The sequence below is a fragment of the Mariniphaga sediminis genome (assembly GCF_003573545.1).
Taxonomy (GTDB): Bacteria; Bacteroidota; Bacteroidia; order Bacteroidales; family Prolixibacteraceae; genus Mariniphaga; species Mariniphaga sediminis.
Genome location: NZ_QWET01000004.1, coordinates 85,486 through 107,800, shown reverse-complemented (window position 1 = coordinate 107,800; position 22,315 = coordinate 85,486). Strand labels below are relative to the sequence as shown.

Genomic DNA, 22,315 nt, shown 5'->3' with positions numbered 1-22,315 from the left:
TGAGCCCTAATGGTCAGAGGATCTGAATTTTAGAGAACGTCAACGAAACGTACTGGCACGAATAGTAAAGTTTTTGAGAATTGCCTGTATCCCTCCATTCAATCTTCATTTTTTGTATGCGCCTGGTAAATACTTGCATTTAGTTCAAACCCAATCAGCAAAATAAGAGACATAATATACATCAGAAAGAGTAAGATGAGCAGTGTTCCAATGGAGCCGTAAAGTTTGTTGTATTGGCTAAAGTTGGTAATGTAGTACGAAAATCCGCTGAGTGCGATAATGCTTAGTACCGTTGCCAGAGTACCGCCGGCCGAAATGAATCGCCACTTGGTTTTTTTTGCCGGGGCCATGTAATATAAGAAGGAGTTGGCGAAAAACAGGAGCGCTACAATCACCACCCACCGGCCAAAATTAAGCAGTAAAATGGTGAAACTATCTCGTAAAATGTAGTTTTCCTGTAGGTAGTTAATCACTATTTGTCCGCCGGCAAGCAAGGTCGCCGCAAGTGCAAGTAGTACAGAAAGAATAATAAGAAGTAGGACAGCTGCCAGCCGTTGACTTATCCACGACCGCCGGTTAATGCTGTGAATTGTAGCATCGAAAGCGCTCATCATTGAGGCCAGTCCGTTGGTAGAGAAAATCAGCGCCATAAAAAATCCCAGTGACAGCAGGCCGCCTCTCGGGTTTTTTAGAATATCTTCAATGGTGTCTTCAACAACTATAAAAGTGCCTTCCGGTAATAATTCCTGGATGATGCTAAAAAGTTCATCCTGAAAATTGGTAATAGGAATGTAGGGGATGAGGGTAAAAATGAACAAAACGGCCGGGAAAAAAGCAATGAAGAAAGAGAATGCAATAGCTGAAGCCCTGGTGGTTATGGAACCGTTTACAATACTGCGCCAAAAAAACAGCGCAACATCATACAACGGAACACCATCAAAAAACGGCAACGAAATTTTTTCTGCCTTTTCAATTAGCTGCTCCCCAATCCGTTTATACTTGTTGTTGTCAAGCAAACCCTTGCCCATTGGGTTATTCCTGTTTTTCAATTCTTAGCTGATGAATGAAATTTTTTTCTTCACTTTTTTTCAGTAAAAAATAAACCCTGAAAGTTCCCTTTTTCGTTCCGAGGTTGCCAATAACATATTGAGAACCTTCCTTGCCCCCCTGGTGAATAACCGAAAAACTTTGCGGGGCATTTTCACTGAAGAAGTTATTGACAATAAGTTGAGCCTGTGCCTTACTGTAAACATTGTCACTGCCAGGAACCACCAGTTCCACATTCTGGTTAAAATAATCAGAAAGGTCTCTGGCATTGCCTGATTTCAGGCTCAGGATAATTTCGTCGGGGATCTGTGATTTTGCCTGAAAAGCAAAAAAAAGTGTTCCGACAAAAAGGGAAATCATGAATAATCTTTTTTTTATCGATGACATGATTCTATTTTTTTTCAATATTAAGCGCCATTTTAACAGCAAAAACTATGCAAAAACAGTTTCAACCTTTTATTTTTGGTAAAATTATAAAATAAATATTCATTAATCAGCATGAAGCTTACTTTATTGGTAGTTGGCAAAACCGATGAAAAATATATGCAGGAAGGAATTGAGTTGTATATGAGCCGCATAAAGCATTATGTTGATTTCAGCATTGAGGTGATTCCGGATATTAAAAAAGGGAAGAATACGGGCATTGAGCAGCAAAAAGTAAAAGAAGGAGAGCAGATTCTTTCACGTTGGGCGCCATCAAAAGAGCTCCATTTGTTTGACGAGAAAGGCAAAGTGCTTTCGTCGAGGGAGTTTGCGGGATTTCTTCAAAAGAAAATGGCCAGCGGGCTGAAAGAACTGGTGTTAGTGATAGGCGGGCCCTACGGTTTTTCGGATGCCGTGTACCAAAAGGCAACCGCAAAAGTTTCATTGTCGCGAATGACTTTCTCGCATCAGTTGGCTCGACTTTTGTGCGTTGAGCAGATTTACCGGGCTTTTACCATTTTGAAAGGAGAACCATATCATCACGACTAGCGTGTTTGGGAAAATGAATAAATACAGCTTCCTCATTTTTGCCCTCTGTTTTTTTTTAGCTGCGGCAATTATAGAAAACGGCTTGCTTAAAAAGCATCCCGAAACACATTTGATCCATGATTTCCAGGAAGACCTTCATGAAAATGAAAGGGAGCTTAGTGCCCGCCTGGGGCAGATTACTGCTCTTGCAATGGAGGAAGAATTTGATGGTAATTTTTCGGGACGGCTAAAAATAAGCAGTCGCCTGCTTGAGGAGAAAGGGTTTGGTTTTTTGGTATTTAAGAAGGGAGAGTTATACTTTTGGTCAGACCGTTCGGTAGCATTTTTCGATACTTTTTCGGCTTTGCCGGAAGCTGAAGGACTGGTTCAGCTTCCCAACGGATTTTATCTTATGCATAAGGAAGAAGTGGGGGAGTATCAAATTGTTGGTTTCCATCTTGTTAAATACAATTACCAATATGAAAATAAGTACCTCGGAAATTCCTTTTTTGACGATTACAGGCTACCCGGTGAATTTGAAATCGAACTGAACGAACCTGATAGTTTCAATCCTGTTTACAGTACAGAAGGTAACTATCTGTTTTCGCTCAAACCCAAGGGGTCATACCTTTGTACTACCCGTCAGCTTTATTTTCCCGGAGTTCTCTATTTTTTCGGAATCCTTATTTTGCTTTTTTATTTCCGGCGTGGATTTACTGATTCCACGGCTTCTTTTTTTATAAAATTGTTTGGCCTTGCTGTTGCCCTTTTCCTGGTGTATTGGCTCCATCTGATTTTTCACATTCCGAAGGTATTTTTTTACCTCGATTTTTTTAGTCCGTCGGTTTTTGCATATAGCAGTTGGCTGCCTTCATTGGGAGATTTCTTTTTGCTGGCCCTCTTTTTTCTGTTCTGGGTGTACCATTTTGGAATACATCTCAATGTCGATCAACTTAAGAAAGAATCAGTGCTGTCTCGCAAGACCATTGGCATACTGCTTTTGTTGTTTTCGGGAAGTACGTATTTGCTGATACATTTTTATATCCGTGAGTTGATTTTTAATTCGACCATATCTTTTTCGCTAAATCGAATTACCGAAATTTCAGCCCAAAGTGTCCTCGCTATCTTTGCGGTTGGTATGCTTTTGTTGGCCGTCTTTCTGTTAACGATAAAAATTGTTGACAATATAAGAGACGATTTTGGGTTGGGCTATCTGGTAATGGCCTCATTGCTGATTGCTGTTTTTCTTGCTATTAGCCAGTTGATTTCATTGCAACGGGTTTCTGCTGCAGCTCTTGTTCTTTTTGTGGCGGCCACGTCGCTTGCCACCCTGTTCAGCAAAAATTACCTGCAACGGTTTACCCTGAGTTACCTTATTATTTTTGTTTCGGCAGCATCAATTTATTCATTAGTGGTATTTTATACGACCACCACAGCAAAACAACGGGATGAGCAGAGGTTGATGGCAGTTACCCTGGTGGCTGAACGTGACCCGGCGGCCGAGGTTTTTCTGACTGAAATGCAACGCGCCATTCAGATTGATGAATCGATTCCCCGTCTTCTTATTGAGAATGAAGATGAGTTGGTGGAATATATTGAACAAACTTATTTTAATAGTTACTTCAGGCAATACGACGTACGATTTTTTGTGTGTTCTGGTTCCGACAGCCTGTTTATCGAAATGGACAAGAGAATGGCTCCCTGTGACGATTTTTTTGAAGACATGATTCAAACGCAGGGGATTAGAATAACAGGTACCAATTTCTATTTCATGGATAACATGAATGGCCGTATTTCATACACGGGCTGGTTACATTACCCGCTATCTTCTGAGAAGCGGGGAATATCAGTATTTATTGAATTGAATTCGGAATTGTTTTTTGAAGGCATTGGTTTCCCCGAGTTACTTATCGATAAATCGATGGCTAAACCCGAGAACTACAAAAAGTTTAACTATGCCAAGTATTTTGGAGGGGAGTTAACCGATAAACACGGCGATTATAATTACAACTTTTACGTTCATTCTTACCTTTCTGATGATAAAGAATTTGAATATAACCGGTGGGACGGGCTGGAACACCTGATTTATCATTCCCGAGAAGACAATTATGTGATTGTTTCCCGTGAGCTTTTTACTGTGGTGGACTACCTTATTTCATTTCCATACCTGTTTGTGTTCTACTTTCTTTCAGTTCTGATTTTGGTGGTGCTTGGAAATCGTTCTATAAGAAGAAGTTCTGTTAGTTTCGATTTAAAGTTTAAAATTCAGGCAGCCATTATTTCTATTGTTTTTGTTTCATTACTGGTGGTGGCGCTGGCAACAATCTGGTACAATATAAAAGAGTATAAAGAAAAACACCAGAATGATTTGAATGAAAAGTTGGTTTCTATCTCAGAAGAAATTGAAATGCGTTTGGAAGATATGGAGGAAATCACTCCGGATGTGGTTGACTGGCTAAATCGCGAACTGGCTAAGTTGTCTAATATTTTTCGTACCGACATTAATATTTACGGGACAGACGGAACGCTGGTCGCATCTTCCCGCTCTGAAATTTTTTCCCGCGGACTGGTTTCTGAACGGATGAACTCAAAGGCCTTCACCGAAATATTCGAGAACTTTCAAATCAATTATTTTCAGCCCGAAGAAATTGGTTTGATGTCGTATTTGTCGGCCTATAAACCCATCATAAACAATACCGGTGAATACCTTGGGGCTATTAACCTGCCATACTTCATTAAACAGGATCGGTACAGTCAGGAACTTTCAACCATCGTAGTGGCTTTCATCAATCTTTATGTAGTCCTTTTTCTTGCCAGTATTATCGTTGCTATTTTTATTGCCAATCAAATTACCCGTCCGTTGGTGCTTATTCAGGAGAGTTTTCGGAAGATGGAGTTGGGAAAACGCAACGAACCGATTTATTATAACCGCAATGATGAAATCGGCAGCCTGGTGAAAGAATATAATAAAAAGGTGGATGAACTGGCCGTAAGTGCAGAGTTACTTGCCCGCTCCGAACGTGAGTCGGCCTGGCGCGAAATGGCCAAACAGATTGCCCACGAGATAAAGAATCCGCTGACCCCGATGAAACTGAACATTCAGCACCTTCAGCGTGCTAAAGGCAGAGGGCAGGAATATAATAAGTACATCGAGCGCGTAACTGCCACTCTTATTGAACAGATTGATAACCTCTCGAATATTGCTACGGAGTTTTCAAATTTTGCCAAAATGCCTGCTGCCCGTAACCAGGTGTTTAAATTGGCAGAACAGATCCAAAAAGTGATCGATCTTTTTGAGTCCAACCAGCAGGTAACGATTGAATTTCAGGTGAACGGGCTTGACTATATCGAAGTAAATGCTGACCGGGAACAACTTTCACGGGCTATTATCAATTTGGTGAAGAATGGGATCCAGTCTATACCGGACGAAAAGGAGGGAAAGGTTAAAATTAATCTCAGCCGTCAGGAGCATAAGGCCGTTATCTCTGTTTCTGATAGTGGAGAGGGAATTCCCAAAGAGTTGCGCGATAAACTATTCAGCCCAAGCTTTACGACAAAAACCAGTGGCATGGGATTGGGACTGGCTATTGTGAAAAATATTGTAGAGAACTTTTCGGGCCATATCCGGTTTGAAACTGAAACGGGCAAAGGCTCTACGTTTTATATTGAAATACCCATTTGGGAGGGGTGAAGATTATTTGCAAAAAACCTCGATTTCCATTATTCTTGTATTCAAATTTTCGATGTATGGTTCCACTTTCCTTTCGTAAAATAGCTGAACGGCTAAAGCAAGTCTCTCTTCCTGAAATCGATGTGGTAATTGGTATTGGCTCTGGAGGTATTGTTCCTGCAGGGGTGGTCGCATTTCACCTCGGCGCCGAATTGCACGTAATGACACTCAATTATCGTGATGAGCAAAATACCCCTCGTTACAATGAACCCAAAGTGCTCCAAAAGCCGGATTGGGATCTTGAGGGAAAACGAATTTTGCTGGTCGATGATGTTTCCGTTTCCGGAAAAACAATCAACGCCGCCCTGGAACAGCTAAAAGGGTTGAACGTTAAAACTCTTGCCATGAAAGGGAAAGCCGATTATGTTCTTTTCCCGGAAATAAAAGATTGTGTAAAATGGCCATGGAAACCTTAAAATGAGTGGTTGTTGCCCCGGTTTTTAACGCTTGCCTTTTTGGAAGGATAATTCTTTTGAAAGAATAATGGTTATTTCAGCAAAAACAGTAACAGGAAAGCCGGAAGGTAAGGTTTTAAATCGGTTCGCAGTTGTTTGAGGGCATTGCCTACCTGTAATTCTATTGTGCGTTTCGAAAGTCCCAGTTTATCTGCAATTTCCTGGTTTTTGAGTCCCTGAAAGCGGCTTAATTCGAAAATTTCGCGACAACGGGGGGGCAGGTTTTTCAGGCTTTTTTCCACAATTTCCTGAAACTCTGACTCGGCGAACCAAAAACTGGACAGATTTTCAGGAAGGTTTTTTTCAATATGAATGGCTGCTAATTTCTGGTTTTTTCTTTTTTCAAGCTTCAAAAAGTCGAGCGAACGGTTTTTCACCGAAGTAAAAAGATAATTCTTCAGCGACGAGGTAATTTTTATTTGGTGGTGTTTCACCCAAAGTGTCACAAACAGGTCTTGTACAATGTCTTCTGCTACCTGTTTGTCGCCTGTAATTCGCTCACAATAAGCACAAAGTCCGGAATAATAGTAATGAAAAATAAAATCGAATACAACTTTATTGCGGGTTAATAGTCCTTTTATAAGGTATTGTTCTTCCAAACAGGTTAGGTTTTGAATGGTTAAGGATCAAAAGTAATTAAATGGCGTGAAAAAGCAAATAAAAAGGCTTTCAGGATAATAGCTGAAAGCCTGTGCAACCATTGGAAATTCCAAAAGTTTTTATTTCATCCCGCTTCGTTCGAGCAGTGCATCTACATTGGGTTCCTGTCCGCGAAAGCGTTTGTAAAGAATCATGGGGTGCTCTGTACCGCCTTTTTCCAGGATGTTTTTACGGAAGGAGGCTGCCACTTCTTTATTGAAGAGTCCCTTTTCTTTAAATAAGCTGAAAGCATCGGCATCGAGTACTTCAGCCCATTTGTAGCCGTAATAACCGGCAGCATATCCGCCGGCAAACAAATGTCCGAACTGGGTGCTCATACATGCTTTGTTGATTACCGGAAAGATTTGGGTTTTCCTCCAGGCGGTCTCTTCAAACTGTTTCACCTCGCCCTGAAACGGTTTTTCTAGTGTGTGCCAGGCCATATCAAGGTATCCGAAGCTCAACTGCCGGACAGAAAGGTAGCCTGCAAGGTAATTTTGGGAAGCTTTTATTTTTTCTACCAGTTCCACGGGAATTTTTTCTCCGGTTTGGTAGTGTGTGGCAAAGCGGTCAAGGAACTCTTTTTCCACAGCCCAGTTTTCCATAATTTGGGAGGGAAGTTCTACAAAGTCCCTGTAAACATTGGTTCCCGACAGGCTTGAATAGGTGGAATTAGCAAGCATTCCATGAAGGGCGTGGCCAAACTCGTGCATAAATGTTTCCACTTCTGTAAAAGTAAGCAGTGCCGGTTTGGTTTCCGTTGGGCGTGTAAAATTCATTACAATGGTGATGTGCGGCCGGGAGTCAGTACCGTTTTCTTTCCATTGGCCTTTAAAATCATTCATCCATGCACCGCCCTGTTTGCCCGGGCGTGGGTGAAAATCAGTATAAAGGACCGATAGAAAGTGCCCGTTTTCATCGTAAACATCATAAGGAACAACTTCTTCATGATAAACCGGAATGTTTTTATTGGGCCTGAATGTGATTCCGAACAATTCAGTTGCCAGTCCAAACACTCCATCCACTACTTTGTCCAGTTCAAAATAGGGCTTCAGCATTTCGTCGTCTAAATTAAACTTTTCCACTTTTAGCCTTTCGCTGTAGTAGGTCCAGTCCCAGGGCATTATTTCGTCAGAGAAACCCAATTCGCGGGCAAATGTTGTTACTTCTTCTTTTTCCTTTTGTGCTACAGGGAAGGAAGCATCGTACAAATCGTTTAGCAGCTTGTAAACGCCGTCAGGATTCATGGCCATTCGGCGTTCAAGAACATAGTCGGCATAATTGTTATAGCCCAACAGCTTGCCCATTTCCAATCTCAGGTTCACTATTCTTTTTACGTTATCCTGGTTGTCCAGTTCATCTTCTTTAAATGATTTTGATGCGTAGGCCAGATACAGTTCCTTCCTAAGTTCACGGTCTTCAGCATACTTCATAAAGGGCAGGTAACTGGGCATGGTAACATCAAATACCCAACCTTCTTTCTTTTTTCCTTTCGCTTTGGCAGCCGCTGCTTCAAGGGCGCTTTCCGGCAACCCGCCCAACCGGCTTTTGTCCGTCACATGCATTTCGTAACTGTTGGTTTCTTTCAGTACATTTTCACCGAAAGTAAGGGTGAGTTTTGCCAGTTCAGTGCTGATTTCCCTGAATTTTTCCTTGTCAGCTTCCGAAAGGTTGGCTCCCTGACGCACAAAAGTGAGGTATGTATTTTCCAGCAGGGTTTCATCTTCTGCGTTCAGGTTCAGCTCTTCCTTTTTATCGTAAACGGATTTTATTCGCGCAAAGAGGACTGGGTTCAACGTAATGTCATTTTGGTATTTGGTGAGCATCGGAGAAACTTCCTGTGCTATTTTTTGCAACTCATCGTTCGTTTCGGCATTAATGAGGTTGAAAAAAATCCCCGCTGTGCGGTTCAGTAGTTTGCCTGTCCTGTCCAGCGCTGCTATTGTATTTTCGAATGTGGGTTCGGCAGCATTTTCAATGACGGCTTTTACTTCTGCTTCGCCTTGGTTTATTGCTTCTTTAAAGGCTGGCAAAAAGTGTTCACTTTTGATTTCCGCAAATGGCGCTGTTTGGTGCGGTGTTTTAAACTCTCCAAGTAACGGATTTTTTTGTGCGTTAACCATGTTCAAATTCATTAAAAAAAGTATTAAAAACAACCTGGTTTTCATTGGCTGAAAATTTTATTATTAGACTAATAACAGGATTGCAAAAATGACAATTATCGAAGGATAATGTTCATCCGAAAGGAAAAAACTGTCATTTCTGCTTCTTCTTTTGAACGGACCAGCCGAATTTACCAATCATTTTTCCGAGGCCAAAATAATGCCCGTGATTGTATACGAGTGGCCGGGCTTTAGCAAAACTGAATGCCTGCTGTTCGTCCAGGTATTTGTCGTCGATTGAAACGTTAACTACCTCTGCAATAAACATGTGATGTGTTCCCAGTTCCAGAATGTTTTTTACTACACACTCAATGTTTACCGGTGATTCGCCGATAATGGGAGCTTTCACTATTTTTGCCGGAAGGGGGGTGAGGTTCATCTTCTCCCATTTGTTGTATTTTCGGCCTGAACGGCACCCACACCAGTCAGTAGCTTTAGCCAGTTCTTCCGTAGTGAGGTTGATAACAAACTCTCCGGTTCGTTTGATGATTTCGTACGAATGCCTTCCCGGGCGAATCGAAATGGAGCACATGGGGGGATCACTGTTAATGGTGCCTGTCCAGGCAATGGTAATAATATTGTATTCTTCCGGTTGATGCCCGCAACTCACCATCACGGCGGGAAGCGGATAAATCATAGTGCCGGGTTTCCAATGGATTTTTGACATTTCTGTTCGTTATTTTGGTAGTTGTTTCTGATTTTAGAGTACAAATTAAATAAATTAGCAGGCAAGTTAAAAATAAACGATGCCTTAAAGCAACTTTTAGTGTAGATGAGGGGTCTTAGCTTAAAATGTGATTATGGGGAAAATATCCGGACCAATTATTTTATTCTTAACGGTTTTGCTTGCCAGTTCTTGTTTCAGAGACCATTCTGAAGTGAAGGAAAACTTTGTTATTGAATTTGGCACACAATGCGGATGGTGCGCTGGTGAGGAATATATTGAGATTTCGTATTCCCAGGTTGAATATTTACGTGAAATACCTTGCGGGGAAGATAAGGGGATCACAGCAAGAAGTAAGAAAATATCGTCTTTGGATTGGGACAGCCTGAGAGCTTCTTTCGACTACGATTATTTTCTGACTTTGGATCACAACGAATGCAATGTGTGTGTTGATGGTTGTGATGAATGGATCAAAATAACCAGCAACGGTAGTTCACATGAAATCCGGTACGCACCATCCCTTGACATTAATGGCATGGAAGAATTTCGTGAAAAGCTCAAAGAAATGATAGTAGATTTTAACGAAGCAAACTAATTCTCCGGATCTTTCCAGTCACCGTTTTCCCTGATGAGTTGTTCAAGTTCCTCCACGGCATTTTCAAAAAGAATATGCCTTTTAACCGGTTTCAATCCTTTATACAAGGTCACTTTGTTCTGGCTGACTCCCACAAATCCGTAATCCACATCGCCCATTTCTCCCGGCCCGTTTACAACACAGCCCATAATACCGATTTTCAAATGGTCGAGGTGTTTAAAATGTTCTTTGATATTTTTGGTTGTTTCCTGCAAATCGTAAAGTGTTCTTCCACAACCCGGACATGAAATGAACTCGGTTTTGGACATCCGCATACGGCTTGCCTGCAAAATACCAAAACTAAGGTCTTTCAGCTCTGTGAAGGTAATTCTTTCATTGTCATTCGAAATACAGATACCGTCGCCGTAACCATCAATTAACAGTCCGCCCAAATCGGCAGAAGCCTTGATTTGCAGATCTTCCAGCTTTTCTTCGTTGTACCTTCTGTAAAGAATAACCGGTACTTTCCAGATGTGCGATTCGAGTGCAGTAAAGAATGCCCGCAGTTCGGCCATCGGATTTTTATTGAAACTTTCGAGAATCAGTACCGTTTTACGGGTTTGTTTCAGCTTCATGATAATTTCGGGGTTCTTCGCCATGAAACTATCAAATTCCATTTTGTTGGTGCGGATAAATTTCAGCCGGCCCCAGCGTGTACTTTCAAACAGGTATTCCTCCAAAGAAATGATAGGATTACTTTCTCCCTTGATGTCTATAATTTTGTTTCCTGACAGGAAATAATCGGGGACCATTTTTCCGCGTACCGGAAGCATTTCTTTCAGGCTCCGGTCGCCCAAGTCAGCCACCACTACCGGCAATTCTTCTCCTCCCATGTTTAATACAGGTCGCGTCGCTCTCCGTTCGTATTCAAACGGGTTGGTCTGGGCGATCAGCGAGGCATTAATCGGTTCATGGTTTCTGTACGACTTAAAATGGTCCACCAGTTTTTTGGCTACCGGTACTTCATTCTCCGGATTTTCTGTGAGCGAAACCCTGATGGTATCGCCAATACCATCGCCCAGTAAGGCGCCAATTCCCACGGCCGATTTTATGCGACCGTCTTCTCCTTCTCCGGCCTCGGTAACTCCCAGGTGGATAGGATACTGCATGTCTTCAAGCCGCATTTTGTAATTCAGCAGGCGAACGGTGTAAACCATCATTCGGGTATTGCTCGACTTGATAGACACCACTACATCATTAAAATCGACACTTTTACAAATGCGCAGGAATTCAAGCACTGATTCGGCCATTCCCGAAGGGGAATCACCGTAACGGCTCATTACCCGATCAGACAACGATCCGTGGTTTGCCCCAATACGCAGAGCGGTATTGGTGTTTTTCAGCATTTTCAGGAACGGAATAAATTGTTCTTCAATATTTTGTAATTCCTGTTTGTACTCTTCATCTGAGTAAACTTTAGCTTCGAACCGAGCCCGTTTATCATAAAAATTTCCCGGGTTGATGCGGACCTTGTCAAAATACTTGGCGGCAATTTCTGCCAACCTTGGATTGAAATGAACATCGGCTACCAAAGGAATGGTATATCCTCTTTTTCGCAGTTCATCTACAATATTTTTTAGGTTTTCTGCATCGTAAATACCTTTCACTGTGCAGCGAACATAATCGGCGCCTGCTTTTGCCAAAGCAATAATTTGTTCAACTGTGAGCTCTGTTTCCTTTGTGGGTGTATCCGTCATTGACTGGATACGTATGGGATTATCTCCACCAACGGCCACACCGCCGATATTGACTTCCAATGTTCTTTGCCTTTCGTGGCGCGTTATATCTTTTATGTAATTAAAATGACGATCTTCCATGACTTTCTGTTAAGCTGAGTTGCAAATTTACGTTAATGGTTTCAATTTAAAAAGATTCCTTTATTTTTGTTCGGTAATAAAAATATATGGACTTAAAAATCAGTAGAGTAACAAAATTATTTGGAAAGCAAAAAGCGTTGGATGATGTTAGCTTTTCTGTGGGAAAGGGGGAGCTTTTGGGGTTCCTTGGTCCCAATGGTGCAGGAAAATCAACGCTAATGAAAATTATTACCGGTTTTTTACCTGCAAACTCTGGAGAAGTATGGATGGATAATCAGAAAGTTTCGGCAGATAATACTTCTATCCGGCGAAATATTGGTTATCTGCCGGAACATAATCCGCTTTACACCGAGCTTTACGTCAGAGAGTACCTTGAAATTAGCGCCGGGTTTTATCACATGAAAGATAAAAAACGGCAGGTGGAGCGCATGGTGGAACTAACTGGTTTGGGCAACGAACAACACAAAAAAATCGGGATGCTCTCCAAAGGTTACCGGCAGCGGGTAGGACTGGCACAAGCGCTTATCCATGATCCGGAAGTGCTGATTCTGGATGAACCTACTTCAGGACTTGATCCCAACCAGTTGGAAGATATCCGTGGCCTGATCCGTGACATTAGTCGGGAGAAAACAGTCATCTTTTCGACGCACATTATGCCGGAAGTGGAGGCTGTTTGCAACCGCGTACTCATCATAAACAAAGGGGAAATTGTAGCAGATGGAAGTATTTCCGATATTAAGAAAGCACAACTGATACGGAACCAAACAGTAGTCGCCGCTTTCGATAAGCAGGTATTGCCGGAAAAACTACATGAAATAGAAGGGGTGAAAAGCATCATCTTTGAAAACGGGCAGTGGAAAATTGAAGCTGATGGAAACGAGGATATTCGACCTGCCATTTTTAGGTTTGCTGTACAAAACAACCTCACATTGCTCACGTTGTTCCAGAAACAACAGAACCTGGAAAGTATTTTTCAGCGGTTAACCCGTGGAAATTAACTTATTTCCCCATTGCTTCAAGCGAATACCGCACATCTTTTATTTCATCCCTTAACACAAGAATGTCAGATTCACTCAGCGGCTTTATCAGCTCTGAATCATACACATCAAAAAAGCTTTCACCGTATTTCGATATACATTTTTCGATACCCGAAATACGTTTCCGGAGTGCCTGCATTTCATTTTTTATTCTTTGGTAATCAGGATTTTCTGCGGCAAGTTGTTTCCACTTTCTTTCTTTGGTCTTATACAGAAGTTTAACGGCAATAAGCTCATCGAAAAGCTTTTCCTGGTCGTTTTTTTGTAAAGAATCAGCCATAACTTTTTACCCCGGTTTTAAAAAACTAAAAGTAGAAAAATTTCTTTATTAAAATGGTAAATCCGTTAAAAACATATTAATCCACAGACTTTTCGACTTTTCGGGCCGGCTTGGCAACACCAGATGTTTTTATTCAGGATTAAGAGCTAAAGGTCAGTGTTATGGGATTACGGATTTAACAACCTATTTAAAACACCCGCCCTGAAAATTTCCTATATTTGCATATTTTTTTAACGGAAGTAGCAGAATAAGGATTTTTATGACGGATAAATTTCAGGATTACAAACAGTTAGACCTGTCTCAGATTAATAAAGAGGTTTTAAAACGCTGGAAAGAAGACGATACCTTTCACAAAAGTATTTCTACCCGCGAGGGGCACCCTACATTTGTTTTTTATGAGGGACCTCCTTCAGCCAATGGGATGCCGGGAATTCACCACGTGATGGCCCGTGCTATCAAAGATATTTTTTGCCGTTATAAAACGATGAAAGGGTTCCGTGTTCATCGTAAAGCCGGTTGGGATACGCACGGCCTACCGGTGGAGCTCAGCGTGGAAAAGTCGCTGAACATTACAAAAGAAGATATTGGAAAAAAAATTTCGGTAGAAGAATACAATGCCGCCTGCCGTAAGGAGGTGATGAAATACACCCGGGAGTGGGAAGAGCTTACCCGTATTATGGGGTACTGGGTGAATATGGACGACCCTTACATTACTTACGACAGTCGGTACATTGAAACAGTTTGGTGGTTGTTGAAGCAGATTTACAACAAAGGTTTTCTTTACAAGGGCTATACCATTCAGCCGTATTCGCCCGCTGCAGGAACCGGCCTTAGTTCGCATGAACTTAATCAGCCGGGTTGCTACCGCGATGTAAAAGATACCACTGCTGTGGCTCAGTTTAAAGCCATTCGCAACGGGAAATCGGATTTTTTGTTTGAGAATGTGGATACTGATTTGTATTTCCTTGCCTGGACCACCACTCCCTGGACACTGCCATCGAACACAGCATTGGCCGTGGGGCAGCAAATCAGGTATGTGAAAATAAAAACATTTAATCCGTATACCGGGGACCCGGTTACACTAATCCTGGCAAAAGATCTGCTTCACGTGTATTTCAATCCGGAAAACGAAGGCGCTTCATTTAAAGAATATAAACAGGGCGACAAAAATATTCCGTACAAAGTACTGGGCGAGTATTCAGGCAATGAGCTGAAAGGCGTTCAGTACGAACAACTGATTGAGTGGGTAAAACCCAAAGGAAAAGCTTTTGAAGTAATTACCGGCGATTTTGTGACCATTGAAGACGGTACCGGAATTGTTCACATTGCACCTACCTTCGGTGCCGATGACGACCGCGTGGCCAAACAAAATGGAATTTCTCCGCTGGTTGTGGAAGATGTAGAAGGTAAAACCCAGGCATTGGTTGACCGGAAAGGAAGGTTTTTTCTTATCTCAGAATTGGCTGAATCGTTTGTGAAAGAATATGTAAATACTGAAAAGTACCATGAATTTTCAGGACGCTACGTAAAAAACGATTACAGCGAAAAGCTAACGGAGGATGACCCGACTGTGGATGTGGATATTTCGGTGATGCTGAAGCTTGAAAACAAAGCATTCAAAATTGAAAAACATGTCCACAATTACCCGCACTGCTGGCGGACTGATAAGCCGGTTCTTTACTATCCGCTCGACTCATGGTTTATTAAAACCACTGAAGTAAAAAAACGGATGGTAGAGCTGAACAATACCATCAACTGGAAACCACAATCTACCGGTACCGGTCGCTTCGGGAATTGGTTGGAAAACCTCGTGGACTGGAATCTTAGTCGTTCCAGGTTTTGGGGAACGCCACTTCCCATCTGGCGAACCGAAGATGGTTCGGAAGAAATTTGTATCGGGTCCACGGAGGAATTGATGACTGAGATTGAAAAGTCTATCGAAGCCGGGGTCATGACTGAAAATCCGTATAAAAATTTTGAAGCAGGTAATTATTCCAAAGGGAATTACGAAAATATTGATCTCCACAAACCATACATTGATCATGTGGTACTGGTTTCCCCTTCAGGAAAGAAAATGTTCCGTGAGCCTGACTTGATTGATGTGTGGTTCGACTCAGGCTCAATGCCTTACGCGCAGCATCATTATCCGTTTGAAAACCAGGAAAAGTACAACCCGGCCACCGGCAAAGGGGTGTTTCCTGCAGATTTTATTGCGGAAGGGGTGGATCAAACCCGCGGCTGGTTTTTTACGTTGCATGCCATTGCTACCATGGTGAGCGATTCCGTTTCGTTTAAAAATATTATTTCCAACGGACTGGTGCTCGACAAAAACGGCAACAAAATGTCGAAGCGGCTTGGTAATGCAGTCGACCCGTTTGCGACCATCGAAAAATACGGTTCCGACCCATTGCGCTGGTACATGATTACCAATGCACAGCCCTGGGACAATCTGAAATTCGACGTGGATGGCATCGAAGAGGTTAAACGGAAATTTTTCGGAACGCTCTATAACACATACAGTTTCTTTGCGCTGTACGCCAATGTAGATAATTTCAGGTTTGCTGAAGAGGAAATTCCTGTAGACCAGCGTCCCGAGCTCGACCGGTGGATTATCTCTTTGCTCCACTCTCTGATAAAAGAGGTGGGTGAAAGCTACGAAAACTACGAGCCCACACGGGGCGGACGTGCTATTTCCGAATTTGTTACTGAAAACCTGAGCAACTGGTTCGTGCGACTGAGCCGGAAAAGATACTGGGGAGGAGAGTACTCAGCTGATAAAATTTCGGCTTACCAGACATTGTACACCTGCCTGGAAACCGTTGCTAAGCTGATGGCGCCCATTGCTCCTTTTTATGCCGATTTGCTTTATTCTGATCTGAACAAAGCTACAAGCAAAGAACCGGATCAAAGTGTTCATTTAGCTGATTTTCCGGCTTTTGATGAAAAACTGATTGATAAAGATTTAGAAGAAAAAATGGGCATTGCCCAGAGAGCTTCTTCCATGGTGCTTGCCCTTCGCCGGAAAGAAAAATTAAAAGTACGGCAACCGCTGGCAAAAATTATGGTACCGGTACTGAATCCGCATTTCCGTGAGCAGTTTGAGGCAGTAAAAGGTATCGTTCTTAGCGAAGTGAATGTGAAGGAAGTGGAGTTTCTTACCGATACAGAAGGTATCATCAAAAAGAAAATAAAACCCAACTTTAAAACGTTGGGACCTAAGTACGGTAAACTGATGAAGCAGATTTCAGGAGCCATTGCCCGGTTTGATCAGCATCAGATTGCCGAATTGGAAAATACAGGTACGGTGGAAGTGGAAGCCGGAGAACAGAAGATATTAATTGCTAAAGACGATGTGGAAATCCTGACCGAAGATATTCCGGGCTGGACTGTGGCTACCGAGGGGCAAATGACCATTGCCCTGGATGTGAACGTAACGGAAGAGCTGAGGCAGGAGGGAATTGCCCGGGAGTTCATCAATAAAATTCAGAACCTTCGGAAAGAGAGTGGATTTGAAGTTACCGACCGTATCAGACTGAAAATTGAGAAACACGATGAAATAAATGATGCCGTGTTAAATCATAAAAGTTATATTTGCGCCCAAACTCTAGCGGTTGATCTTGAGTTGGTTGACAACCTGGATAGTTCATTGGCAAGAGAAGTGGAGATTGATAAAGATGTTTCGATTGCAATTGTTGTAGAAAAACAACAAATGTAACGATATGTTATACGGCCTGAAATAGAACGCAAAAATTTACTATTTTCGGCCAGATTTGATAATAAATTAAAATCCTGTTATTATGGGAGAAAAAACCAGATATTCGGATGAAGAGTTGATGGAATTTAAACAAATTATACTTTCCAAGCTGAAAAAAGCGCAGGACGACTATGAAATGTATAGAAGTTCCATCACACATGGCGACGGGAATGACACCCAGGATACATCGCCTACATTTAAGGTTCTCGAAGAAGGAGCTGCCACCCTTTCAAAAGAAGAAGCAGGTAAGTTGGCACAACGGCAACTGAAGTTCATTCAATACCTCCAGGCAGCTCTCGTGCGCATTGAAAATAAAACTTACGGGATTTGCCGCGAAACGGGAAAACTAATTTCAAAAGAACGATTGAGGGCCGTTCCGCATGCTACGCTGTGCATTGATGCAAAAAAGGGCATGGGATAGTTTGAAAAAAGAAAATTTACGAACTACCCGGATTTTTCGATTTTTAGAAAATATCCGGGAGTTTTTTTATGTCAGAAAATGAAAAATCGTATCACCAAGTTGCTTGTTATTATATTTTCAGTGCTGGTTGCCGATCAGGTGCTGAAGGTGTGGGTAAAAACCAATTTTTCGCTTGGAGAAGAGATTATTATTTTTAAAAATTGGTTTATTCTCCATTTTGTGGAAAACAACGGGATGGCTTTTGGTTTTGAATTTGCCGGAGAATACGGGAAACTTTTTCTCAGTGTTTTTCGCATTGTTGCGGTGTTTGCCATTGGTTGGTACCTGTTCCGGCTTAATCGTCAAAAGGAGGTACCTTTTGGTTTTCTTGCCTGTATTGCGCTTATATTCTCCGGGGCCATTGGGAATATTATCGATAGTTTGTTTTATGGGATGATTTTTAATCATAGCTACGGACAGGTGGCCGGTTTTTTGCCTGAAGGAGGTGGTTACGCCGGATTTCTTCACGGCAGGGTGGTCGATATGTTTTATTTCCCGATCATCGAAACCAAATTGCCTGAATGGCTTCCTGTCTGGGGAGGAAACGATTTTGTCTTTTTTAGGCCGGTTTTCAATATTGCCGATTCGTCAATCACTGTCGGTATATTTTCTATTCTGATATTTTACAGAAAACAATTCAACTCCCTCGATAAAAAAGAAGAATATAATGAAGGTGGTGACGGGGATGTAACAAGAGTAGAAGAGATGACCAGCGAAAAGGAGTGACGGCTTTAGGAAGCGAAAAAATCCCTGTTTTCCCCTATTTTATTTTACTTTTGTAGCACCTGGTACAATTTTCAACCGTTATGGAGAACCAACTGATCATTTACAATACTCTTTCACGCGAAAAGGAAGTTTTTAAACCGCTGGTAGAAGGGAAGGTGGGATTGTATGTATGCGGTCCTACTGTTTACAGTAATTCGCACCTGGGGCATGCACGGCCTTTTATTTTTTTCGATTTGCTTTACAGATACCTGATGTTTTTAGGATACAAGGTGCGTTATGTCCGGAATATTACGGATGTGGGGCATCTGGAAAATGAAGCCGATGAGTCGGGCGAAGACAAGATATCCAAAAAAGCCCGTGTGGAACAGCTTGAACCCATGGAGGTGGTGCAGAAATATATGAATACTTTCCACCAGAATATGACGCAGTTAAATGTGTTGCCTCCCAGTATTGAACCGCGTGCATCCGGCCACATCATCGAGCAACTGGAATTTATAGACTCTATTTTAGAAAAGGGATATGCCTATGAAGCCAACGGTTCGGTCTATTTTGATGTGGAAAAGTATAACGGGGAGTACCACTACGGAAAGCTTTCAGGTAGAGATTTGGAGAATATAAAAACCAATACCCGCCGGCTGGAAGGGCAGGAAGAAAAGAAAAACGCCTTCGATTTTGCCTTGTGGAAAAAGGCTTCACCCAGTCATATTATGCGTTGGCCTTCAAAATGGAGTAACGGGTTCCCGGGGTGGCACCTCGAATGCTCTGTGATGAGTGCCAAATACCTTGGTGATGTTTTTGATATTCACGGGGGAGGAATGGATTTGGCCTTTCCCCATCACGAATGTGAAATTGCTCAGGCAACGGCCAAAAAAGGGAAGGGACCGGCCCGCTATTGGATGCACAACAACATGATTACCATTAACGGGCAGAAGATGGCCAGATCGCTGGGGAACTTTATTACCCTTGATGAGCTGTTTACGGGGGAGCATGCGATACTTGAAAAGGCCTATTCGCCAATGACAATCCGCTTTTTTGTTTTACAGGCCCATTACCGCAGCACCATCGACTTTTCGAATGAAGCGCTGCAGGCTTCCGAAAAAGGATTGGAACGGCTGATGACAGCAGTGGAAACATTGGAAAAATTGCCTGTTGCTTCAGAATCTACGGTGGATGTGTCTGCCTTAAAAGAAAAGTGTTTTGCCGCGTTGAATGATGATTTAAATAGCCCTATTGCCATTGCAAACCTGTTTGAAGGAGTGAAAATGATAAACTCTGTTAAAACAGGCCATGAGAAAATTTCTGCAAAAGATTTGGAAGAACTAAAAGGGTTCATCCATACAATGGTTTTTGATATTTTGGGGCTGAAAGAAGAACAACCTGCAGATTCCGAAGAAAATAAAATTTTAAGCGGCACAATTGATTTGTTGTTGAATGTCAGGATGGAAGCCAAGAAGAATAAAGATTGGGCAACAGCCGATAAGATTAGGGATGAACTGAACGCACTGGGTGTTGAAATAAAAGACACTAAAGACGGATTTGAGTGGAGCCTCAGATAGCGAAGTTGTATTTTTAAATATTAAATTGCCATGTTTTCAGGAATTATAGAAGAATTTGGAACAGTAACCGCCATTGAAAAAGATCAGGAAAATGTACATTTTACCCTCACCTGTTCGTTTGCCGGAGAGTTAAAGGTTGATCAAAGTCTGTCACACAACGGCGTTTGTTTAACTGTGGTCGAAGTAGATAAGGAGAAAAAAACTTACAAGGTAACTGCCATTAAGGAGACCTTGTTGAAATCGAACCTGGGTGGATTGGAGGTTGGCTCGAAAGTAAACCTCGAACGCAGCATGGCAATGAACGGTCGCCTTGACGGACACATTGTGCAGGGACATGTGGATCAAACTGCTATTTGCACCAGGGTGGAAGAGGCCGACGGAAGCTGGTATTACACTTTTGAATATGATTTCGATGTTGAAAAAGCCAAACAGGGTTACATGACTGTTGAAAAAGGATCGGTTTCGGTAAACGGCGTCAGTCTTACGGTGGTCAACTCAAAAGATAATTCATTCCAGGTAGCCATTATTCCGTTTACCCAGGAAGTTACCAATTTTCACACCTTCAGGGAAGGGACGGTAGTAAACCTTGAATTCGATATTATCGGAAAATACCTGGGAAAATTGAATACTTACGCAAACAGGTAGCACCGGACTCCGGGAATTTAATCTTCCTGTGACTAAACCAGGTGGGGAGTTTTGCTCAAAATTGTGCCATTCTCAAACATCTTCAGCAGAGCTGTGTTTTGTTCATACAGATTTTGTAGTTTTAAGAAAACTTTTTGAATGAACAAGACAGCATTGGTGACAGGCGCATCCAAACGTATTGGAAAGTCCATTACAGAACATCTTGCGAGCAATGGCTGGGATGTTGTTATTCATTTTAATACATCGGAAGAGCCGGCAAAAAAGCTGGAAACGTTGTTGCAACAAAAATATCCGCAGCAAAACTTTTCCCGCATTCAGGCAAATTTGGTATCTGAAAAGGAGGTGGAAAAATTGATCCCTCTGGTTGTTTCAGAAACGGGTTCGTTTAACCTGCTGGTGAATAATGCATCGGTTTTTCTTCCAGGGTATTTAAAAGAAACAACCACCGGGTTGTTCGACAGTCAGATGAATATCAACTTTAAAGCCCCGTTTTTACTTATGCGTGATTTTGCCCTTCATTGTAAAAAAGGGAATATTGTTAACTTTGTGGATACCCGCATTACAACAAGTAAATCCAATTTTGCTGCGTATTCCCTTTCTAAAAAAGCACTTTGGGAACTTACTAAAATGGCGGCACTGGAATTTGCACCGGATATAAGGGTCAATGCTATTGCGCCGGGTGTTAGCCTTCCTCCCGAAGATAAAAGTGAACAGTATCTTTGGGGATTGGCTGAAAATATTCCCATGAAAAAGCCGGGAGGAGTAGTACCGATTCTAAAGAGTATCGACTATATCCTGGAAAATGATCACCTTACCGGGCAATTGCTTTTTGCTGACGGAGGGGAGAATTTAGGTCAAAACGATTAATCGATAAAAATATGGCAAGAATAAAAGTTAAAAATCTTTTACTGCGGACGTATATCGGGTTTAATCCGGAAGAACTGGTCAACAAGCAGGATGTGATTATCAATTTTGAGATGGAAACAGCGATTTCCCCCAAAGCGCTGGAGGCGGATGAACCGGTGGATATTTTGGATTATAAAACCATTACCAAAAAAGTGATTGCATTGGTACAGGAAGGACAGTTCAAATTACTGGAAGTATTAACCCGGAAAATTCTTGACCTCATTCTTGAAGATAAAAAAGTAAAATGGGCAAAAGTGGAGGTGGACAAGCCTCATGCGCTCCGCTTTGCCAAATCGGTTTCGGTGACTATGGAAGGCCCCTGAATCTGAGTCATGGTATTAGAAAAGGGAAATTGATTGATTATGTTTTGTTAAAAAGAGGAAATTTTGTCTGGAGATTTTAAAATGAAAACCAGTCATACCGCGACTTCGAGTCATAGTATGACAATTCCAAATGTTGTTATTATTGGCATTGGATCCAACATTGATGCCGAAGAAAATATTTCAAAAATGCTCAAGATTTTGAGTAGTGAGGTGGAAATAAAAAAGATTTCAGCATTGGTTAAAACGAAACCCATTGGCATTGAGAACCAGCCCGATTTTACTAACGGGGCGGTAAAGATTGAAACACCGCATAAAAAGAAAGAGCTGAAACGCCTGCTCAAAAAGATAGAGGATCGATTAGGGCGTGACCGGAAAGCACCCCGGTTTGGTCCCCGTACCATTGATCTTGACATTGTGGTTTGGAACGGCGAAATTGTGGATGCCGATTACTACACCCGCGATTTTCTTCGCAAAAGTGTGGATGAGGTTCTGATATAGCGACACCTTTTTTCAAAAAAAGTCATACTAT

General features: G+C 42.0%; 20 protein-coding genes. 13 read left to right on the top strand and 7 right to left on the bottom strand.

The features are described from left to right. Nucleotides 1-98: 98 nt before the first annotated feature. Together D1164_RS06465 and D1164_RS06460 are read right to left on the bottom strand one after the other, a co-directional pair. Nucleotides 99-1,028 carry a YihY/virulence factor BrkB family protein gene (locus D1164_RS06465; protein ID WP_147372069.1) on the bottom strand — a complete coding sequence of 310 codons (930 nt, stop codon included), beginning with the start codon at nucleotides 1,026-1,028 and terminating at the stop codon, nucleotides 99-101. Between the two features lie 4 nt (nucleotides 1,029-1,032). Beyond that, a complete protein-coding gene (locus tag D1164_RS06460) occupies nucleotides 1,033-1,434 on the bottom strand; it encodes a DUF4783 domain-containing protein (protein ID WP_119349140.1) in 402 nt (133 codons plus the stop codon). A gap of 111 nt (nucleotides 1,435-1,545) precedes the next feature. Between D1164_RS06460 and rlmH the strand changes: the two genes are divergently transcribed. From rlmH to D1164_RS06445, 3 genes are read left to right on the top strand one after another with little or no spacing between them, the layout of a single operon-like run. Next, on the top strand, nucleotides 1,546-2,019 hold the full coding sequence (gene rlmH / locus D1164_RS06455) for a 23S rRNA (pseudouridine(1915)-N(3))-methyltransferase RlmH (RefSeq protein ID WP_119349139.1): 474 nt from the start codon (nucleotides 1,546-1,548) through the stop codon (nucleotides 2,017-2,019). 13 nt (nucleotides 2,020-2,032) lie between these two features. Beyond that, nucleotides 2,033-5,689, top strand: a complete 3,657-nt coding sequence (locus D1164_RS06450; RefSeq protein WP_147372067.1) for a sensor histidine kinase — start codon at nucleotides 2,033-2,035, stop codon at nucleotides 5,687-5,689. 56 nt (nucleotides 5,690-5,745) lie between these two features. Further along, nucleotides 5,746-6,144: a phosphoribosyltransferase gene (locus tag D1164_RS06445; protein WP_119349137.1), complete on the top strand. Its 399-nt coding sequence runs from the start codon at nucleotides 5,746-5,748 to the stop codon at nucleotides 6,142-6,144. 71 nt (nucleotides 6,145-6,215) lie between these two features. Here the strand turns inward: D1164_RS06445 and D1164_RS06440 are convergent, their stop codons facing one another. From D1164_RS06440 to D1164_RS06430, 3 genes are all read right to left on the bottom strand, one after another. Next, nucleotides 6,216-6,782, bottom strand: coding sequence for an RNA polymerase sigma-70 factor (locus D1164_RS06440; RefSeq protein WP_172594363.1), 567 nt, complete (start codon nucleotides 6,780-6,782; stop codon nucleotides 6,216-6,218). Nucleotides 6,783-6,902: 120 nt separating this feature from the next. Further along, entirely contained in the window at nucleotides 6,903-8,990 is a 2,088-nt protein-coding gene (locus D1164_RS06435) for a M3 family metallopeptidase (RefSeq protein WP_172594362.1), read from the bottom strand. An 88-nt stretch (nucleotides 8,991-9,078) separates the two neighbouring features. Next, a complete protein-coding gene (locus D1164_RS06430; RefSeq protein ID WP_119349135.1) occupies nucleotides 9,079-9,651 on the bottom strand; it encodes a flavin reductase family protein in 573 nt (190 codons plus the stop codon). A gap of 133 nt (nucleotides 9,652-9,784) precedes the next feature. Between D1164_RS06430 and D1164_RS06425 the strand changes: the two genes are divergently transcribed. After that, a complete protein-coding gene (locus D1164_RS06425; protein ID WP_119349134.1) occupies nucleotides 9,785-10,243 on the top strand; it encodes a hypothetical protein in 459 nt (152 codons plus the stop codon). Here the strand turns inward: D1164_RS06425 and ispG are convergent. Then, on the bottom strand, nucleotides 10,240-12,099 hold the full coding sequence (gene ispG / locus D1164_RS06420; protein WP_119349133.1) for a (E)-4-hydroxy-3-methylbut-2-enyl-diphosphate synthase: 1,860 nt from the start codon (nucleotides 12,097-12,099) through the stop codon (nucleotides 10,240-10,242). The genes D1164_RS06425 and ispG overlap by 4 nt on opposite strands. An 86-nt stretch (nucleotides 12,100-12,185) precedes the next feature. Between ispG and gldA the strand changes: the two genes are divergently transcribed. Beyond that, nucleotides 12,186-13,097 (top strand): gliding motility-associated ABC transporter ATP-binding subunit GldA, encoded by a 912-nt coding sequence (gene gldA / locus D1164_RS06415; protein ID WP_119349132.1) that lies wholly within the window; start codon nucleotides 12,186-12,188, stop codon nucleotides 13,095-13,097. A 1-nt stretch (nucleotide 13,098) separates the two neighbouring features. Here gldA and D1164_RS06410 read toward each other — a convergent pair whose 3' ends face one another. Further along, nucleotides 13,099-13,416, bottom strand: coding sequence for a hypothetical protein (locus D1164_RS06410; protein ID WP_119349131.1), 318 nt, complete (start codon nucleotides 13,414-13,416; stop codon nucleotides 13,099-13,101). A 259-nt stretch (nucleotides 13,417-13,675) separates the two neighbouring features. Here D1164_RS06410 and ileS point away from each other — a divergent pair, with 259 nt between their 5' ends. From ileS to folK, 8 genes are all read left to right on the top strand, one after another. Then, a complete protein-coding gene (ileS, locus tag D1164_RS06405; protein WP_119349130.1) occupies nucleotides 13,676-17,131 on the top strand; it encodes an isoleucine--tRNA ligase in 3,456 nt (1,151 codons plus the stop codon). A gap of 82 nt (nucleotides 17,132-17,213) precedes the next feature. Next, nucleotides 17,214-17,591 carry a TraR/DksA family transcriptional regulator gene (locus D1164_RS06400; RefSeq protein ID WP_119349129.1) on the top strand — a complete coding sequence of 126 codons (378 nt, stop codon included), beginning with the start codon at nucleotides 17,214-17,216 and terminating at the stop codon, nucleotides 17,589-17,591. 78 nt (nucleotides 17,592-17,669) lie between these two features. Continuing rightward, on the top strand, nucleotides 17,670-18,356 hold the full coding sequence (locus D1164_RS06395; protein ID WP_119349128.1) for a lipoprotein signal peptidase: 687 nt from the start codon (nucleotides 17,670-17,672) through the stop codon (nucleotides 18,354-18,356). Between the two features lie 80 nt (nucleotides 18,357-18,436). Then, a complete protein-coding gene (gene cysS, locus D1164_RS06390) occupies nucleotides 18,437-19,912 on the top strand; it encodes a cysteine--tRNA ligase (protein ID WP_119349127.1) in 1,476 nt (491 codons plus the stop codon). A 30-nt stretch (nucleotides 19,913-19,942) separates the two neighbouring features. Continuing rightward, nucleotides 19,943-20,557 (top strand): riboflavin synthase, encoded by a 615-nt coding sequence (locus D1164_RS06385; RefSeq protein WP_119349126.1) that lies wholly within the window; start codon nucleotides 19,943-19,945, stop codon nucleotides 20,555-20,557. A gap of 138 nt (nucleotides 20,558-20,695) precedes the next feature. Further along, the gene (locus D1164_RS06380) at nucleotides 20,696-21,424 is read left to right on the top strand and encodes an SDR family NAD(P)-dependent oxidoreductase (protein WP_119349125.1); all 729 of its coding nucleotides are present in this window, start codon (nucleotides 20,696-20,698) and stop codon (nucleotides 21,422-21,424) included. A gap of 11 nt (nucleotides 21,425-21,435) precedes the next feature. After that, nucleotides 21,436-21,786, top strand: a complete 351-nt coding sequence (locus tag D1164_RS06375) for a dihydroneopterin aldolase (RefSeq protein WP_119349124.1) — start codon at nucleotides 21,436-21,438, stop codon at nucleotides 21,784-21,786. 81 nt (nucleotides 21,787-21,867) lie between these two features. Next, nucleotides 21,868-22,284, top strand: coding sequence for a 2-amino-4-hydroxy-6-hydroxymethyldihydropteridine diphosphokinase (gene folK / locus D1164_RS06370; protein ID WP_241558262.1), 417 nt, complete (start codon nucleotides 21,868-21,870; stop codon nucleotides 22,282-22,284). Nucleotides 22,285-22,315: the final 31 nt, after the last annotated feature.